This is a genomic window from Petroclostridium sp. X23, assembly GCF_030013905.1.
Taxonomy (GTDB): Bacteria; Bacillota; Clostridia; order SK-Y3; family SK-Y3; genus X23.
In genome coordinates this window covers 938,545-955,076 of the sequence record NZ_CP124862.1, presented here as the reverse complement: position 1 = coordinate 955,076, position 16,532 = coordinate 938,545, and the positions used below count along the sequence as shown (strand labels likewise).

Below are 16,532 nucleotides of genomic sequence, written 5' to 3'. Positions count from 1 at the left end.
ACCTGAAGCAATATGAAAACTATATATGAACTGGCAAAAGGACCTGAAATTTTGTGGGATGAGAATAAAGATGTAACATCTCCAACTTTTAGAAGTGAAATTTGGATGCCTGTAGTAAAGAAATAATAATATAAACCGCTCCGATAGATGCTTTGTAAAATTCTGACGGAGCGGTTTGTCTGTGTTCAGATATTTATTCAGTAATAATAGAATATTTCCTCTACTTTAATTATAACATAAGAACAATCGAAAATATAGCCTTATAATACTTGATATATACCAGTATAATGATATAAGCAACGCGCTCTTGGATATAATTTATTTATCATATCAATGAATAGAGGTAAACATATGAGTTCTTATGTGCTTGGTTTTCAGGACATTGACAAAACAAAATTTATGGTTGTTGGGGGTAAAGGTGCAAACCTGGGGGAACTTTCCAAAATTGAAGGAATACGCGTACCAGATGGCTTTTGTATTTCTACTAAAGTTTTTAAAAGAATCATTGGGGAAACGTCTTTGATTAACGAATTACTTGATCAGTTATCGTATCTTATGGCGGAAGACCGGGATAAAATCGGTGAACTTAGCGGTGAGATTCGCAGGGTCATCGAAGGGATAGCCATCCCTGAAGACATTCAAGAAGAGATCACCCGCCTTCTCTCCAGGCTTGGAGAAAAAAATGCCTATGCAGTACGATCCAGCGCAACTGCAGAGGATTTACCGACGGCCTCCTTTGCAGGCCAGCAGGATACGTATTTGAACATTATCGGAAAGGAAGCCGTAATGAAACATATCAGCAAGTGCTGGGCGTCGCTGTTTACCGAGAGGGCAGTAATTTACCGCATACAAAATGGCTTCGACCACAGTAAAATCCATCTGTCTGTGGTTGTTCAGAAGATGGTCTTCCCACAGGCGGCAGGAATTTTGTTTACAGCTGATCCCGTAACTTCCAATAGGAAGGTGTTATCCATTGATGCCAGCTTCGGGCTCGGTGAAGCCTTGGTCTCCGGTCTTGTAAATGCGGATATCTATAAAGTACGTGAAGGCAATATTATTGATAAGAAGGTATCCAACAAGAAACTGGCTATTTATTCCTTAAAAGCTGGTGGAACGAAGGAACAGGCGGTTGAGCCTGAGTTGCAGAATAGACAAGCACTGACGGATGAGCAGATTTTGCAGCTTGAGCGCATGGGTAGAAGGATCGAAGAACATTTCGGCTGTCCCCAGGACATCGAATGGTGTTTGGCTGATGACACATTTTACATTGTCCAAAGTCGGCCAATTACAACTTTATACCCCATCCCTGATGCAAATGATAAAGAAAACCACGTCTATTTATCTGTTGGCCATCAACAAATGATGACTGACCCCTTGAAACCATTGGGAATGTCTTTAATGCAGTTAATATCTTATGGTCGTTGGTTTAAAGCTGGTGGAAGGTTATTTATTGATGTGGCACCAATGCTGGCTACACCAGATGGCAGAAAGATATTGTTAAATAACGTGAAACAACTGGAACCGCTCACACAAGACGCAATTATGGCCATAATAGAGCGAGATTTTATAAAATGTTTACCAAATGCTAAAGAGGAACAGAGTTCCGGTAATAGCGATAAAGTTAAGCCGCCTGCAAATCCTCAAGCACAAATCGAAAACAATCCGTCAATTGTTTCTGATTTGATTAGAAAAAGTCAAACCTCCATAAAAGAGTTGAAACAAAACATTCAAGGGAAATCAGGAACAAATTTAATTGATTTTATACTAGAAGATATCCAGGAATTAAAGAAAATCTTATTTGACCCACAAAGTACAGCTGTATTTACGGCCGCCATAAATGCCTCGCTTTGGATTAATGAAAAAATGAACGAGTGGTTGGGTGAAAAGAACGCAGCAGACATACTTTCTCAATCTGTACCAAACAATATTACTTCGGAAATGGGTCTGGCATTAGTGGATGTGGCAGATGCGATACGTCCTTACCCGGAAGTAATTGATTATTTACAAAATGTAAAAGATGATAACTTTTTAGATGAACTGATTGAGTTTGATGGCGGGAAGAAAATCAAAGACGCTATCTATGTTTATCTTAACAAATACGGAATGCGCTGTAGTGGAGAAATCGATATTACCAGAACTCGTTGGAGCGAAAAACCAACGGCACTTATCCCTATGATTCTCAATAACATCAAAAGCTTTGAGCCTGATGCCAGCCATCGGAAATTTGCGCAAGGGCGACAGGAAGCTTTGGAAAAAGAAAAAAAGTTATTAGAGAGATTGAAGCAATTACCGGATGGTGAAGAAAAAGTCAAAGAAACAAAGCGAATGATTGACCTAATCCGAAATTTTATTGGCTATCGTGAATATCCAAAATACGGCATGGTTAGCCGATACTTTGTTTATAAGCAGGCTTTACTGAAAGAAGCCGATCGACTCGTGCAGACAAATGTTATTCATGAAAAAGAAGATATATATTACCTCACTTTTGAAGAACTTCGCAAAGTAATATCCACAAATAAACTGGATTATGAAATCATCCGCAAGCGAAAAGAAGAGTACAAATTATTTAAAAAATTAACTCCTCCACGTGTTATTACCTCTGAAGGTGAAGTAATTGCAGGCAAGTACAAACAAGAAAATCTTCCAACGGGCGCTATGGCAGGTCTGCCTGTTTCTTCGGGAGTTATAGAGGGAAGAGCACGCGTCATCTTAAGCATGGAAGACGCAAATTTGGAAGATGGAGATATATTAGTCACTACCTTTACTGACCCCAGCTGGACACCATTATTTGTATCTATAAAAGGCCTGGTTACCGAAGTTGGCGGACTGATGACACACGGAGCAGTTATCGCACGTGAATATGGCTTACCGGCAGTTGTGGGAGTAGAGAATGCTACTAAGCTGGTCAAAGATGGACAGCGAATTCGTGTGCATGGAATAGAAGGGTATGTAGAAATTTTATAAAGGTCGCTAAAAAAATTTTCAAACCCCTATTGACATTGACGCAACGTAAAGGTGTATTATGAACTAGTCAAGAGGTGAAACCATGGAATATACAGTGCAAAAGCTAGGCCAAATGGCAGGTGTCAGCACACGCACATTGCGGTATTATGATGAAAGATAAAGAAAAATTTGAAGGTTTTAAGAAAAAGTTAATTGAAGATAACGAAGAGAAATATGGTAAAGAAATTCGCGCTAAATACGGAGATGAAGCTATCGACAAGTCAAATAATAAAAGGAATTGTCGTACTGAAGCAAAACAAAGGACTATTTGCCTTATTACTTTTAGGAGCACTATATACGTTTGTTTATATGCCAAGTGAATATGAAATTATAAAAAGAAGAGTTGAGAAAAGCAAGGCAGATCAAATCAGAGAAAAAGGTTTTAAAGGTATTTATTTAGAACAAGATTCTAAAAAATATTATCCGTACGACAGTTTTGCAGCCCATGTGATGGGTGCAACAGGGCTTGATAATCAAGAGTAGATTGATAACATAAACTATTTCTTTGTTTATCATCTTCATAAGTTCTTCAAAATTACCAATTATAATAAATGTTAAAACCGACAAAACAGATAAGAATGCTTAAAAAAGACAGTTAACTAATGGTGAAGGGGGTATTCCTGTACAGATTGATTGGCATTTTGCTCTTTTTCCAGATGTTGTTCTGTAAGTTCTTCTTTTTCTTTTGCGTTTCCCAATTTGAATTTTCCAAATCCGAGTCCGAAGATGGTTACACCAATGGCAATATATAATTTCCCATAGAAGTAATTCCATTAAATAATGAGCGAGTACTAAGGAATGCTCCTATAATTACGCCAGTAAGCAGAGCGGGAATCAGTTTTTTAGTTTTAAAAGTTAAAATGATGGTAATCAGTGCCGGCATAATAGATAGCGCCATATCATAGTATACTCCTTCAGTTTATAAAATCTATTCGTATTATTTCTTATTCCGCAGACTTTATTCAAAAGAGAGTGTTTATAGGGTGGAAAAACGACGTTACTGTATTAAGAGCAACTGCCTGTATGAAAGCCGGGATTATCATAATGCAGTGTTTATTGGTTTTGACCGACATGGCGTTCCACGTTATGGTACACAGCGGGGAACATCTGCGAGGCGGTATATGGTAGAACTGAATGGAAGTGACAAACACTTTTCATTCTCTATTTCTACACGAAACGGAAACTGCAAGCTGCATCTATTTAAAAGTGCCGTTGATTTATTGTCCTATGGTACGTTGGAATTACTTTCCGGCAGAGATTGGCTGCAGCAAAATTATCTGTCACTTGCGGGTATTTATAAACCCGAACAGAAAATTGAGGAAAGTACTCCTCCAGCAGCACTGATACAATTTCTAAATGATCATCAATATATTAATAACATTGCACTTCATTTAGACAACGATACAGCCGGACGGTTAGCTGCAAAAACTATTCAAACTATTCTATCGTCTAAATATACCGTCACAGATGAGCCACCAAAGTGGGGAAAGGATTGTAACGATTACCTGAAAACCGTATTGGGATTGCGGCAACTGAGTAGTATGGAAAGATGATCATTTTGTTTTACTCAATATATTTATAAAAAAGTCAAATCTCTTGAATGATGTTATCGTATATGATAACATTATAGTGAGGCATGACATACACTATTATTGGAGGTGTATCATGGAGTGGGAAGTGGAATACTACAAAAAGGAAAATGGAAAAATACCTGTCCTTGATTTTTTGCTTTCATTAGATGCAAAAATGCGAGCAAAAGCTTTCAGTGAAATTGAACTGCTTGAAAAGCATGGGCTAAATCTAAGAGAACCTTACGTAAAGCCTATGAAGGGTACGCAATATAAAGGATTTTTTGAACTGAGAGTTAAATTTGCGTCCGATATCGGCAGAATATTCTATTTCGCTTATCGACAGAAAACTTTTGTGTTGCTTCACGGTTTTACGAAAAAAACCGAAAAGACGCCACAAAGAGAGATTGAACGTGCACTGCGCTATAAAGAAGATTATGAAAGAAGGTGTGAGGATGAGTAAAGCAGGAGTAAAGTTTTCAGAACTGAAAGAACTTTTAGTAAAAGATGAAGAATTTAAAGCGGAATATGAAAAGCTAAAACCACGCTATGGTGTGATCTCTCAAATTATTGAAGCACGAATAAGTCAAAACATTACTCAGGAAGAATTGGCACTCCGTGTTGGAACTCAGAAATCCAATATCAGCCGTCTGGAAAGCGGAACGTACAATCCATCCCTTGACTTTCTCGCTAAAGTTGCCAAATGTCTTGGAAAAGAAGTACATGTCACATTAGAATAAAATATTTACAGTCATGAAGAAATACTAGTATTTATAAATAGGCACTGAAAAATCAGCGCCTATTTTTTGTGCTTAAATATACTGAGAATTTGATAGTCAGTTAGAGAATATGACATTGGTTTTTCTGAATCTGTCAATTAATTATTCTAATTGTTGATGAAATAAGTTGTAGAGAGGTACAAAGAAACTCTACTTTGCAGAAATTAAGAGTTTAATTGTATTTTAAAATAGGAACAGTTATCTAATATGGGGGATGCAAAACGGTGTCGAAGGTCATATATTCTTACTCTAGGCAATGTATTTGGGGATTTATCTGGGTTAGATCTAATCCAACATGATATAAATTCCCTTCGCAGTTGCCGATGAGAATAGGCCTGGCCATCGGCACGTGGAAAAAAACACTCGCTGTCCGGGAATATCATATTGTGCCTAATTTCATAAGTCCTGCATAGATCGAGCATGTCACTTGATAAAACCACAATCCGTTCCTTGTGCCGTTTTGTTTTGGTTATTAAAATTTCTCCTGTTTCAAGATTTACATTTTGCCGTTTCAGTTCACGCCCCTCATGTGGACGCAGCCCACACGTATAAATCAATCGGAAAATCACAGGTATGACAATAGATTTTCCAGGGTCATCGTTGATGGAAGCAATACTGTCTGTAGTATTAAAAAACGCTTTAAGTTCTGCATCGGAAAACATATACGGCGTGAATCTCTCTGCATGCCCAACAAACCTTTCAGGGAGAACGTATGCTTCTATCCCCATGAAATCTAGATATTTTCCCAAACCTCGAATAATTTGGCCTCCAACTTTAAGATTTTGAATACTCTCATTCGGGCGTTTTTCCATCCACTTCAATACCATTTCCTTTTTCAGCAGGGAGTCTTCAGGGAAATGTGTCTGGCAAAAACGGTCAAAATCACGCAATCGGGATTCATACGTTGCACGCGTATAGCCGAGAGATTCTTTAAAATTAAGCATATCTTCCATCAGTGAGGCAAACTTGCTTATGAATTGGTTCATTTAGGCAACACCCCATCTCCGACTTCGATACCGTTAAAGTCCAGCGCGCATTCCTTTAGGTGTATGCTGTCTAGGGAAATATATTGCTTTGCTGACTCAATATCACCATGGCCAAGAACCTGTGCGATTGTTGTAATCGGAATTTCTGCAACAGCCATGTTCCTTCCAATTGCGCGTCTGATCGAGTGAAATCCCTTGCCATCAAAAGGTTTTCGAGCAATACCGGCTTTCTTTTGATAATCATTAAAGATATTTGCAATGGACACTCCGTTGCTCAGATTTTGGTACGGTGCATTCGTTCGAAGGAAAACATACTCCGATCCAGAGTTAGGCCTGCCGTGTATAATGTAGTCTTTAATTGCCTCACCAACAGCATGTGTAAGCGGCAAACTTAATACTTTTTGAGTTTTCTGTTGTACAATATGGATTTCACCAGTCTTCCAGTCAATGTCCCTAAGCTTAAGGTTTACAATATCGACAGCACGCAGCCCTGTATGCATAGCCAGAGTGATGATGGCAAAGTTGCGCTTGCCAATCTTTAGGGATCTGTCAATCTGATTCAGTACCTTATTTAATTCATCATAGGTAATGTAAGGGAATATCTTTGTTTCCCGGACGATAGGCTGAGAAAAAATCTTCTCACAATCAAGTGAATACAGCCCTGTTTTTTGCAGATATATATGAAAATTTTTGATATACCCTCTCACATTCAACAGGCTTCCACCTTTTAAATGACGCGAACAATATATGAGAAACGCTTGTATATCCTTAATGCTGATATTCACAAGATCGTGATGTCCTTGTGACTCTAAAAATGCTAAATACTTTCGGACGGCCCATGTGACGTCTCCTTTGGTGTTTACATGATACGAAGTTGAGGAAAGAAATTGCTCTTGGAGCTCTTGAAAATATTCATTTAATTTGAACTTCGAGCCTCTTGGGCTACATCTCCATTGGAGCTTTCCAGTGGTGTAAAACTCGCTCATGCGTTCTGCAGCCTTCAATAGAGTATGCTAACGGTTTTGGGTTATTTCGCCATCTTTGAACTTCTTTTCGTTAATGCAAGTGTAATCTGCCATAAGTTCTACACTATATTGGTTTACCCCGTGGCTGCGATAAAATTTACTGATAGACAGGTACAAATCATGATGATTTCGCCAGATACTGCGCTCAGTCACTCCAAGATTCCTTAATGCATCCATGATTTGTGGAATCAATTGATTGATATCCATTATTTTTTCGTTCATAAATACCACTCCTGAAATAGAGTCAGAATTGCTATTCGCCATTCTGCTATTTCCATTATAGGTAATTTATGAACAAGGTAAACTCTTTTAGAAGTTATCCCGACTTTTAGTTTAGTGGCATGAATTCCATTGCCTTGGAACATCAATATGAGCATAAAATTATCCCGACTTTTTGAAATGTGTTTTCAACGGAGATCATACGGCTAAGCATGTCGCGGAATACTGCAGTTTCTATCGTCGAGATAACTCAATTATCGGGATAACTACAACAATCCCGACTTCGGGATTGTTGTAGCAAGCACTGAATTTGGTCTCCCAAATTCGCTTGTTAAGGGGATACCCCCAAAAAAGTACTATCGAAAGTGTGGTGATAATCATAGGAATGTTTTTTATAGGAACATTGGTAGGTGGATCTATTGGCGTTACTTTTATGTGTCTTTTCCAGATTAACAGTAAATACAGAAGTGAAGACGATAAGAATTCAACAGAAAGGAGCTGGAGTGATGAGAAAACGTAGTATTCGTGTTCAGGTGTGGCTGAATAAAGAAGAAAGGACCAAACTTCAAACCAGTGCAAAGAAAGCAGGATTATCGGTAAGTGCTTCAAAAAATGATAGCATTAGCTTATCACAATGATTATGATATAGCTAGACGTCATCTTTTGAAGCACTTACTGAAATTCTTTACTCCTTACATAAAAAAACCATTTGATCTATTGTAATCCAAAGAATAATTATGTATAATAACCATAGTGTTTTTGGGAGCATCCTCAGATAGCTGTGCTGGTAACACAGTTATCATTTAGAGGGGATGCTTTTTTCTTTCTATTTTTATGGTCATTATACTCGTCAATTCATGGACAGGCAAGTCCGGTAGCTTTCGGAAAATTTCTTTCGGTAGAAACACTAGTATCTGCAAAAATATTATTACTTATTAAAATTAAATCTTTCAATAAAGTAAAATTAATACTATTATCTAAATTTACATATAATAAAGCTAATGCTTACTATAAGAGCAGTTTTGATTGGAACTAAGATAATAGCGGGGAGGCAATAACGCTATGCAAGAAAATATTCTTCAGCAAATAACACAAAAACCTATGGGCTATCAGCAGGTAACCCCAGATATAGTATTATTAGAGTTCCCTCTTGTGAACGCTTTTATTGTTGGGAATCCTAAAATTAACAATGGGGAATGGGTACTTGTTGGTGCCGGTATGGCTCACACTGCGAAAGACATTATCCAAGCTGCCGAAGGACGTTTTGGAAAAGGAAGCCAACCTAAAGCGATCATACTTACCCACGGACATTTCGATCATGTCGGAGCTATTATGGAACTTCTTAGCCAATGGAATGTACCTGTTTATGCACATGGGTTGGAACTGCCATATTTGACAGGTGCTATGGACTATCCGCCGGCAGACCCTACTGTAAATGATGGATTAATAGCAAAGATATCACCTACCTTCCCGAATAAGAGTATAAATTTGGGGAATCGTGTACAACCATTGCCAACAGATGGAAGCGTACCGTGGATGCCCGGATGGCGTTGGATTCACACCCCTGGTCACTCACCGGGTCACGTTGCTCTATATCATGAGAGTGATAAGGTATTAATTGCCGGCGATGCATTTACTACATTAAAGCAAGACTCTGCCGAATCAGTACTGACAAAGAAAAAAGAGATTAATGGGCCTCCTGCATACTTTACAATGGATTGGCAGGCAGCAGAAAAATCAGTAAAGACATTAAAGGATTTAAATCCGCAAATAGCTGTTTCAAGCCATGGCCTTCCCATGAAAGGGAAGGAATTGAGTGAACAGTTAGCAAATCTTGCTAACCATTTTGCCAGTGTCGCGATGCCGGAGCACGGAAAGTATATACAATAAGCCAAGGTAGACAATAAAAGTTCCTAAGTAGGTTTCTAGAATATAGAATATTAGTAGATAGAGCCTACCTTAGGACTTTTGTATTCGTAAACATATTTAAAAGTTTCAAATGGCAAACGAAGCCTCTGACATAAAATTCTGGAAGTATTGCCTTCTTGCGTATACACGCTACTAGGTGTTAACGCTAGAACGAATAGTACCTTATAATAGAAAACTAAGAAGGAGGAGAATAATCATCTTTGATTCGATGTTTATAGACTTAACTATAGAACTGACACTTGGTTTTATTGGACTATTAATTGCTGTAAAGATTATTGGCAAAAGGCAGGTACAGCAGGTTTCACCCTTTGACTTTATATCAGCCATTGTATTAGGTGAACTTTTAGGTAATGCCATCTACGATAAAGAGACTAAAATTTTTCATTCACTATACGGGATTTTTCTGTGGACATTATTGCTATATATTGTTGAAAAGGTTACTCAAAAATCACGTAAGATCCGAAGAATTATTCAAGGTTCACCGGTATTGGTTATTAAAAATGGCTTAATTGACTATCAAGTCTTAAAAAAAGAAAAGTTGGATTTTTCTGAACTTTTAAGCTTGCTGAGGGATAAGGAAGTGTTTTCAATCAGACAAGTAGAATACGCTATTATTGAACCAAATGGAGTCATTACAGTAATTAAAAAATCACTTTACGATAATGTAATAAAAAGTGATTTAAACATTGTATCTCAACCTACCCCATTAAATCTGCCTTTGATAGTGGATGGTGAAGTCGATACAAATAATCTAAAGGCTACAGACTATGATGAGAGTTGGCTAATACAAAGCCTAAAAGAACAAGAAGTTCAGAATGTTGATGAGGTTCTATATGCGGAATGGAATTCAGTAGAAGGGCTTTATATTCAAAGGGTAACTGATAGATTACCCTCAGCAGGATGATATATCATATATATATGAAAAAGGCTGCTGAAGTTATATGTTCTATAATGTACCCTATGATTATTATTTCGATGTTGACATTTTTATTAAATCATATATATATGAAATAATAGTCATTATAAGAGACCATGAGACAATGCCTATAAGTCCGTATGGTATCATTAGTATAAAATAAATATGCTATTAACAAAAGTATGAAAGTGTTAATATAATCAAAAAAATGAAAAGATACGATTTTTTTACCACCAAGCAGTTGTTTTAATGAAAAAAACATGAGTAACACAAATCCTATTCTGTATGCAAAGCCAAAATTATTTCTCAATATTTCACTGATCATTTTTGCACCTCTTATTATTTCATATACAATATATTATAACCATTATAACCATTAATTAAGAATTTAATTTAAATTTTAATTTGGAGTTTATTACAATATGATCTTATATGTTTCTTTCATATATGTAGTCAGTATACAATCAGAAAATATTTTAAACTTTTTGATAATTCATTTTATTAGTTCTATTCGATTTCTTTATTAATAGAATAGTTATAAAAGTATTATCATGCAAGAAAGAAGGGCAGAATAATAAATGACTGAATCTAAAGCTCTTTTATTTGCTATACTAGCAGGTATCTTTACGACTATAGAGGCTAGTATTAATGCTAAACTAGGAAGTATAGTAACACCGAAGATTGCCACTTTGCACAATCTAGTTACAGGGACAGTTATTATTTTGGTTGCAAATTTTTTAAAAAACACATTAAATCAATATGCTAAAATCATTTTTGTAAGTCCTCAATGGCTCATAGGGGGAGTATTTGGTGCCTTTATTATATATTTTGCAACTAAAAGTGTTCCAAAGTTAGGCGTGTCTAATACTTTAATAATTATCGTTGCTTCCCAAATTATTAGTGGCTTATTTATTGATATTGTACTAACGAAGCAATATCATTTAGGCTGGATAAAAATGATTGGTATTTCAATGGTGATTGTCGGTATATTTCTTATTGCGAAATAGTATTTTAATTTTATGATTATTACGTATAATAAACTGTTATAGAAGCAAATGCTTTACACTGATAAACATCATATTAGGAGAAAAAATGTTTCTTATCCGAAAAAAACAAAGGATTTGGAAAAGCTGAGGAGGAGAGTTTATAATGGAGTACTTGATAGTTACTTTTCGAATTATAACAATTCTATTGTTAGCACTGGTCGTGACATTGATTGCAGGTAGAAGAAAGATAGGGGAACTTCCTGTCTTTGATTTTATTGTCATTATTACATTAGGTGCAATCATAGGTGCAGATATTGCAGATCCTAAAATACACCATTTGCCTACTGCTTATGCTGTTATACTACTCGTAGGAGTACAATACCTCTATAGCATTGTTATAATAAAAAATAGGAAGATAGGAAATCTTATTACTTTCGAGCCTGTTGTAGTTATAGAAAACGGGCAGTTTGTTAAAGCAAATCTTAGAAAACTAAAATACAGCATAGATAACATACTAATGATGCTAAGAGAAAAGGATGTTTTTGATGTTAACGAGGTGGAATTTGCCATCATTGAGTCGACTGGGCAAATAAGTGTCTTAAAGAAATCGCAGTATCAGCCGATTACTGCAAAAGAGATTAAACTTAATACAGAATATAAAGGATTGTCAATTCCCCTTATCGTTGAAGGGGAAGTATATGAAGAAAATTTGAATAAGCTTAATTTGAGTAAGGATTGGCTAATTGCTCAGCTTAAAGATAAAAATATTGAATCAGTAGAAAGCGTATTTTTCGCTGTAATCAATACGGATGGACAATTATATGTGTCAAAAGGATTAGAGCACACGAAAGACGCTCATAATCTTAGGCATTAGAGTATATTGATTTGCACCCTTGCTAATATTTTTAAAAAGCCGGCACACCGGCTTTTTTAGTTATTATCTTTTAAGAAGCTTAATCTCATAACCACTAAATAAATTTTTTAAGCCAGATTATTCTATAAAGCGAATAAGAACACCCTAATATATAATGACTTGTGTAGAGTAGATAAAAAGAACTATTGTTACTAAGCAGTGTTATAAAGGTTAGCTTCAACGAATTAATCACAATTATTATGTATACAAGAGGAGTGAAACGTTTTAAATCTTTTTAACTTTTATCTATGTGGCTTAATGTATTATATTTATCACGCTTATTAGGGTAAAAGCAAATATTGTGGGATTCGTAATGATAATTATTTATTTCACTACGTCTTTGATTTTGACTTTTTTTTGTTTTGGAATCAAAGATGAAGGCGTTGTCAATCTTAACATGCGAGTCTTCTTCGATTCTTCCAATCTCAATGCTTCCAATAAAAATAACAGTTGATGAACTTATCATTTTACCCTCCTGAAAAATTATTTTATTAATTCCTAATCCCTATTTTTACTATTAAACGGTTACTATCTTGTATTGCGTATCAAATTATATTTCTTTAGTGTAATTTAGAAAAAAATTTTCATGAGAAAGCTAAGTATTTTATCATTTAACATATGATAGATAATTAGCTAATGTAGTACTCAATTCTTCGGAAAAGGAATTTAAAGAGACTGTAATTCATTTGCATCCTGAAGATTTATTGGATGTAATCAGACGATATAAGGGTGATAGGACAGTTTTGATTAAGAAGCTGCCGGAGCAGGTATTAGTAGATATAATAAATCAGGCAGAGGATCAGGAAAAGGTAGGATTGCTGGAATTATTGTCAGAAGATATGCAAAAAGGAGTTATTAATAAAATATCTGCTGATGAACTGGTTGACTTAATTGAATCTGTACCTGATGAAGAAGCAATCGAGATACTAAACAAGATTGATTATAACGATATTGATGAAGTTAAGGAATTAATGAGTTATGATCCCGATACAGCAGGTGGGATTATGACACCTGATTTTATTGCCATCAATAAGCTAATGACGATTGGTGATATTCTTAAATATTTGAGAAGTGAAATGTCGGAAGCTGAAACTGCTTATTATATTTATATACTAGATGACCAGGATTCACTAATAGGTGTTGTTTCTTTAAGAGATATTGTTGTTAATGATTTGAATGTTCAAGTATCAGAAATTATGACAGAAAATGTAATCAGTGTTCCAGTGGAAATGGATCAGGAAGAAGTGGGACATGTTTTTGAAAAATATGGGTTTTTAATGATCCCGGTTGTAAATACTAAAAATAAAATGTTGGGGATTATCACAGTTGACGATATCATTGAAGTGCTACAAGATGAAAATACCGAAGATATATATCGTTTGGGAGGATTGCATGAGGGTGAAAGAGTCGCCGGAAGCGTACGGGATTCTGTGAAAAGAAGGCTGCCATGGTTGTTTGTAAATCTACTTACTGCTATTTTGGCAGCAGCAACTGTAGGTTTATTTGAAGGAACTATTCAAAGAGTAGTCACACTGGCAACCTTTATGCCTATTGTGGCAGGAATGGGTGGAAATACTGGGACACAGACATTAACTATCATTGTTCGTGGAATTGCTTTGGGTGAATTAACATTTGAGAATGCGAAAAAGGTGTTACTAAAAGAAATAGAAGTAGGTATGACCACAGGTATTTCAGTTGGTATTACTGTGGGAATACTTGGATATCTATGGGAGAATAACCCTATTTTTGGTGTGGTAATAGGCTTGGCTATGCTTTTGAATATGGTAGCAGCTACTTTTTCGGGATATGTTATACCGGTTACCCTGAAGAAACTAAACATTGACCCGGCATTAGCTTCAGCAGTCTTTGTAACTACGGTAACGGATATATTGGGATTTTTCTTCTTTTTAGGATTGGCTACTATTTTTATCACGTCACTAATATAATAGTGAAGATGGAAATAAAAACAGTTATTGATAATTTATTATATAAATATGAATACCATATCAATTTGCACTGAAGTCACTAAGCTTTTTACCTAAAGGATGCCTACCATTTGCCGATTTTCTTATGCTGAAAATAGGCAGTATTTCTCCGATTGTTTCGTTTAGATTATTTTTTAAATGGATTGTATACCAGTGACGTAACTTCAAAAATTCAGATTGGTTTATAATATCGAGTTCCCTTAATAGCTGAATAACAACCGGGTAGACTGCCCGCTCGTTTCCATCCACTATCTTAATACAAATACCTAAATTTCCTCCTTTTACCCCAAGACAGTAGACTGCTTCACAGCCAACCTTTCCAATGAGTTTGCCGTTAGTTATTTGCATCAGTTCGGTACAGAATTCATAATCTCCTGCTACCATTTTAGGGAATTTCGTCATAGCGTCAAATACGGTTTTGCATGAGCGATAATAAACGCTTCTTGTATCTTTTGAATGTGCTGCCAACTTTGCATAAGACAATGCAATTTTGTAAATAGGAAGGAGATATATTGGAACGCCGCAGCCATCCGTACCTATAGGTATGGAACTTGAGTCTTCATCTGCGAATGCAGCTATTGTCTCTAAGATTTCCTGCTGGACCGGATTGGACAATTCTTGATAATTATCTATGCTATACCCTCTGAATTTTGCAAGAGCCAGCATTGCAGAGTGTTTCCCTGAACAACTGCAATGAAAAACAGAAGGTGATTGACCTTGTGCGATAAGTCTCTTATTCTCTTCCTCATTATAAGGTGTCATAATGCCACAGTGTAGATTCACCATATCAAGTCTCAATCTCGTTAAAATTTTTTCTACAGTTTTTTGGTGAATTTCTTGACCACTATGCGAGGCACATGCAATGGCGATCTCTTCATGTGAGAAATTTAATGCTTCAGCAGCGCCCGATTGTATAAGTGGTATAACCTGGATAGGCTTTGCGGAAGATCGGAAGAATATTTTTGTATTATAATCCCCTAGGTTATACAGGACTTTCCCGGAAGAGTCTACAACACAGATATATCCATAATGTACGCTCTCTATATAATCATCTCTTGTGACAACTGCTAGTGGTTCCATAAGTCTTCTCCTTTGAATTTAAATTTATCACCTATTCGAATAGTTGGATCCTTTTTATCTATATCAAATATAGGTACAGTATATCCTACAATTTTGCCTTTGTGATTCTTGATAGGGGGGGATGCCCAGATTTTTAACTCTTTCATGGCGCGGTCGTCTAAGATCCCTAATTGCCGTAATATATGTGTAGTAACAGGATATACACCACGCTCGTTGCCATCGGAAATTTTTATACATATTCCCAGTTGTTTTTCAGTAACTGCAACACAATATATGCCTTCTGCGCCTACTTTTCCAATTACCTTACCTCCGGAATGAGTAATCAAATCAGTACAGAATTCCTTATTTCCATTAATCATCCGAGGATAGGTTGTCATTGCTTTTTTAATGAGTTCGAATGATTCATTATACTTTCCGGTACCATTTGAGCCGGCAGCTAAGAGTGAATAAAGGTAAGCGGCCTGGCATAACTTTATCATAAAAGTCGGAATGCCGCATCCATCAATACCTAAGGTAATATCTTCAGTCTCACATTCTAAAAGGTCAGCTATTGTTTTTAATATAAGCTGCTGTACCGGATGCTCAGGTTCGGTATAACCTTCTACAGGATAGCTGTAATATCGGCATAAAGCGAGCATGCCGGCATGTTTCCCGGAGCAGCAGTTATATAACTGTGAAGGGCGTTCGCCTTTTCTAATAAGCTCATTTATCGCGTCTTGGTTATATGGATTAGCTACACCACAGCTCAAGTTTTCCTCACTTAACCCAATCTTGCTTAAAATTGACCGTACTGCTCCGCGGTGAAAATCTTCGCCGCTATGTGATGAGCATATGATTGCTAACTCCTCAAGACTAATATTGAATTTATCCATTACCCCTGAGTTAACAAAAGCAACAGCTTGAATAGGTTTTGCTGATGAACGCAAGTATACTTTTGTGTTTGAATCGCCTATACTGTATATAATATTTTTTCCTGGGTCTGTTACACATATAAAGCCATTATGGATACTTTCAATTTGGTTTGTTCTTGTTACTGCTATTAGTGGCTGCATCGTTTACCTCTTAAACATTAGTATTATTAAATTAGTATAACCCTTATATAGATGTAGTATTGAAAGAATTTTAAAAGCTTATTTATTTTCG

17 protein-coding genes and 3 pseudogenes are annotated in these 16,532 nt (G+C 36.3%); 14 read left to right on the top strand and 6 right to left on the bottom strand.

Annotated features, from left to right (window positions below; all coding sequences use genetic code 11):
* Nucleotides 1-24: 24 nt before the first annotated feature.
* From QKW49_RS04825 to QKW49_RS25985, 4 genes and pseudogenes are all read left to right on the top strand, one after another.
* Nucleotides 25-126: pseudogene (locus QKW49_RS04825) on the top strand (AraC family transcriptional regulator); the annotation flags it as partial.
* 225 nt (nucleotides 127-351) lie between these two features.
* A complete protein-coding gene (ppsA, locus tag QKW49_RS04820) occupies nucleotides 352-2,964 on the top strand; it encodes a phosphoenolpyruvate synthase (RefSeq protein ID WP_282866432.1) in 2,613 nt (870 codons plus the stop codon).
* 82 nt (nucleotides 2,965-3,046) lie between these two features.
* Nucleotides 3,047-3,236 (top strand): annotated as a pseudogene (locus QKW49_RS04815) (MerR family transcriptional regulator); the annotation flags it as partial.
* Nucleotides 3,178-3,486: a hypothetical protein gene (locus QKW49_RS25985; protein WP_349239077.1), complete on the top strand. Its 309-nt coding sequence runs from the start codon at nucleotides 3,178-3,180 to the stop codon at nucleotides 3,484-3,486. The pseudogene QKW49_RS04815 and the gene QKW49_RS25985, both read left to right, overlap by 59 nt.
* 247 nt (nucleotides 3,487-3,733) lie before the next feature.
* On the opposite strand, the gene QKW49_RS04805 is transcribed toward QKW49_RS25985, so the two are convergent.
* Nucleotides 3,734-3,901 carry a hypothetical protein gene (locus tag QKW49_RS04805; RefSeq protein WP_282866430.1) on the bottom strand — a complete coding sequence of 56 codons (168 nt, stop codon included), beginning with the start codon at nucleotides 3,899-3,901 and terminating at the stop codon, nucleotides 3,734-3,736.
* An 85-nt stretch (nucleotides 3,902-3,986) separates the two neighbouring features.
* On the opposite strand from QKW49_RS04805, the gene QKW49_RS04800 reads away from it, so the two are divergent.
* The 3 genes from QKW49_RS04800 (at nucleotide 3,987) to QKW49_RS04790 (ending at nucleotide 5,311) form a co-directional block, all read left to right on the top strand.
* Nucleotides 3,987-4,556 (top strand): toprim domain-containing protein, encoded by a 570-nt coding sequence (locus QKW49_RS04800; RefSeq protein ID WP_282866429.1) that lies wholly within the window; start codon nucleotides 3,987-3,989, stop codon nucleotides 4,554-4,556.
* Nucleotides 4,557-4,668: 112 nt separating this feature from the next.
* A complete protein-coding gene (locus QKW49_RS04795) occupies nucleotides 4,669-5,034 on the top strand; it encodes a type II toxin-antitoxin system RelE/ParE family toxin (protein WP_282866428.1) in 366 nt (121 codons plus the stop codon).
* On the top strand, nucleotides 5,027-5,311 hold the full coding sequence (locus tag QKW49_RS04790) for a helix-turn-helix transcriptional regulator (protein WP_282866427.1): 285 nt from the start codon (nucleotides 5,027-5,029) through the stop codon (nucleotides 5,309-5,311). Before QKW49_RS04795 ends, QKW49_RS04790 begins: the two co-directional genes overlap by 8 nt.
* 203 nt (nucleotides 5,312-5,514) lie before the next feature.
* Here QKW49_RS04790 and QKW49_RS04785 read toward each other — a convergent pair whose 3' ends face one another.
* Genes QKW49_RS04785 through QKW49_RS04775 form a run of 3 tightly spaced genes read right to left on the bottom strand, consistent with a single transcriptional unit; the run spans nucleotide 5,515 to nucleotide 7,625 of the window.
* The gene (locus tag QKW49_RS04785; RefSeq protein ID WP_282866426.1) at nucleotides 5,515-6,336 is read right to left on the bottom strand and encodes a tyrosine-type recombinase/integrase; all 822 of its coding nucleotides are present in this window, start codon (nucleotides 6,334-6,336) and stop codon (nucleotides 5,515-5,517) included.
* On the bottom strand, nucleotides 6,333-7,322 hold the full coding sequence (locus tag QKW49_RS04780) for a tyrosine-type recombinase/integrase (protein ID WP_282866425.1): 990 nt from the start codon (nucleotides 7,320-7,322) through the stop codon (nucleotides 6,333-6,335). The genes QKW49_RS04785 and QKW49_RS04780 overlap by 4 nt, the downstream gene beginning before the upstream one ends.
* Before the next feature lie 27 nt (nucleotides 7,323-7,349).
* Nucleotides 7,350-7,625, bottom strand: a complete 276-nt coding sequence (locus QKW49_RS04775; RefSeq protein ID WP_282866424.1) for a hypothetical protein — start codon at nucleotides 7,623-7,625, stop codon at nucleotides 7,350-7,352.
* Nucleotides 7,626-7,965: 340 nt separating this feature from the next.
* Between QKW49_RS04775 and QKW49_RS25980 the strand changes: the two genes are divergently transcribed.
* The 7 genes and pseudogenes from QKW49_RS25980 to mgtE all read left to right on the top strand — a co-directional run.
* Complete coding sequence (locus QKW49_RS25980) at nucleotides 7,966-8,100, top strand: DUF3789 domain-containing protein (RefSeq protein ID WP_349239076.1); 135 nt, start codon at nucleotides 7,966-7,968, stop codon at nucleotides 8,098-8,100.
* Nucleotides 8,087-8,218, top strand: a complete 132-nt coding sequence (locus QKW49_RS04770) for a hypothetical protein (protein WP_282866423.1) — start codon at nucleotides 8,087-8,089, stop codon at nucleotides 8,216-8,218. The genes QKW49_RS25980 and QKW49_RS04770 overlap by 14 nt, the downstream gene beginning before the upstream one ends.
* Nucleotides 8,219-8,642: 424 nt before the next feature.
* Entirely contained in the window at nucleotides 8,643-9,470 is an 828-nt protein-coding gene (locus QKW49_RS04765; RefSeq protein ID WP_282866422.1) for an MBL fold metallo-hydrolase, read from the top strand.
* Nucleotides 9,471-9,717: 247 nt separating this feature from the next.
* Nucleotides 9,718-10,413 (top strand): DUF421 domain-containing protein, encoded by a 696-nt coding sequence (locus QKW49_RS04760; RefSeq protein WP_282866421.1) that lies wholly within the window; start codon nucleotides 9,718-9,720, stop codon nucleotides 10,411-10,413.
* 590 nt (nucleotides 10,414-11,003) lie between these two features.
* Complete coding sequence (locus tag QKW49_RS04755) at nucleotides 11,004-11,432, top strand: DMT family transporter (RefSeq protein ID WP_282866420.1); 429 nt, start codon at nucleotides 11,004-11,006, stop codon at nucleotides 11,430-11,432.
* A 142-nt stretch (nucleotides 11,433-11,574) separates the two neighbouring features.
* Nucleotides 11,575-12,285: a DUF421 domain-containing protein gene (locus QKW49_RS04750; RefSeq protein WP_282866419.1), complete on the top strand. Its 711-nt coding sequence runs from the start codon at nucleotides 11,575-11,577 to the stop codon at nucleotides 12,283-12,285.
* Between the two features lie 701 nt (nucleotides 12,286-12,986).
* Nucleotides 12,987-14,270 (top strand): annotated as a pseudogene (gene mgtE, locus QKW49_RS04745) (magnesium transporter); the annotation flags it as partial.
* A gap of 60 nt (nucleotides 14,271-14,330) precedes the next feature.
* Here mgtE and QKW49_RS04740 read toward each other — a convergent pair.
* Nucleotides 14,331-15,389: an asparaginase gene (locus QKW49_RS04740; protein WP_282866418.1), complete on the bottom strand. Its 1,059-nt coding sequence runs from the start codon at nucleotides 15,387-15,389 to the stop codon at nucleotides 14,331-14,333.
* Entirely contained in the window at nucleotides 15,377-16,441 is a 1,065-nt protein-coding gene (locus QKW49_RS04735; RefSeq protein ID WP_282866417.1) for an asparaginase, read from the bottom strand. Before QKW49_RS04735 ends, QKW49_RS04740 begins: the two co-directional genes overlap by 13 nt.
* Nucleotides 16,442-16,532 lie beyond the last annotated feature (91 nt).

Bases quoted from the DNA above. Each gene is read 5' to 3' on its own strand.
- ppsA (WP_282866432.1), top strand. From the start codon at position 352: ATGAGTTCTTATGTGCTTGGTTTTCAGGACATTGACAAAACAAAATTT.
- QKW49_RS25985 (WP_349239077.1), top strand. From the start codon at position 3,178: ATGGTAAAGAAATTCGCGCTAAATACGGAGATGAAGCTATCGACAAGT.
- QKW49_RS04805 (WP_282866430.1), bottom strand. From the start codon at position 3,901: ATGGCGCTATCTATTATGCCGGCACTGATTACCATCATTTTAACTTTT.
- QKW49_RS04795 (WP_282866428.1), top strand. From the start codon at position 4,669: ATGGAGTGGGAAGTGGAATACTACAAAAAGGAAAATGGAAAAATACCT.
- QKW49_RS04790 (WP_282866427.1), top strand. From the start codon at position 5,027: ATGAGTAAAGCAGGAGTAAAGTTTTCAGAACTGAAAGAACTTTTAGTA.
- QKW49_RS04785 (WP_282866426.1), bottom strand. From the start codon at position 6,336: ATGAACCAATTCATAAGCAAGTTTGCCTCACTGATGGAAGATATGCTT.
- QKW49_RS04780 (WP_282866425.1), bottom strand. From the start codon at position 7,322: ATGAGCGAGTTTTACACCACTGGAAAGCTCCAATGGAGATGTAGCCCA.
- QKW49_RS04775 (WP_282866424.1), bottom strand. From the start codon at position 7,625: ATGGCGAATAGCAATTCTGACTCTATTTCAGGAGTGGTATTTATGAAC.
- QKW49_RS25980 (WP_349239076.1), top strand. From the start codon at position 7,966: ATGTTTTTTATAGGAACATTGGTAGGTGGATCTATTGGCGTTACTTTT.
- QKW49_RS04770 (WP_282866423.1), top strand. From the start codon at position 8,087: ATGAGAAAACGTAGTATTCGTGTTCAGGTGTGGCTGAATAAAGAAGAA.
- QKW49_RS04765 (WP_282866422.1), top strand. From the start codon at position 8,643: ATGCAAGAAAATATTCTTCAGCAAATAACACAAAAACCTATGGGCTAT.
- QKW49_RS04760 (WP_282866421.1), top strand. From the start codon at position 9,718: ATGTTTATAGACTTAACTATAGAACTGACACTTGGTTTTATTGGACTA.
- QKW49_RS04755 (WP_282866420.1), top strand. From the start codon at position 11,004: ATGACTGAATCTAAAGCTCTTTTATTTGCTATACTAGCAGGTATCTTT.
- QKW49_RS04750 (WP_282866419.1), top strand. From the start codon at position 11,575: ATGGAGTACTTGATAGTTACTTTTCGAATTATAACAATTCTATTGTTA.
- QKW49_RS04740 (WP_282866418.1), bottom strand. From the start codon at position 15,389: ATGGAACCACTAGCAGTTGTCACAAGAGATGATTATATAGAGAGCGTA.
- QKW49_RS04735 (WP_282866417.1), bottom strand. From the start codon at position 16,441: ATGCAGCCACTAATAGCAGTAACAAGAACAAACCAAATTGAAAGTATC.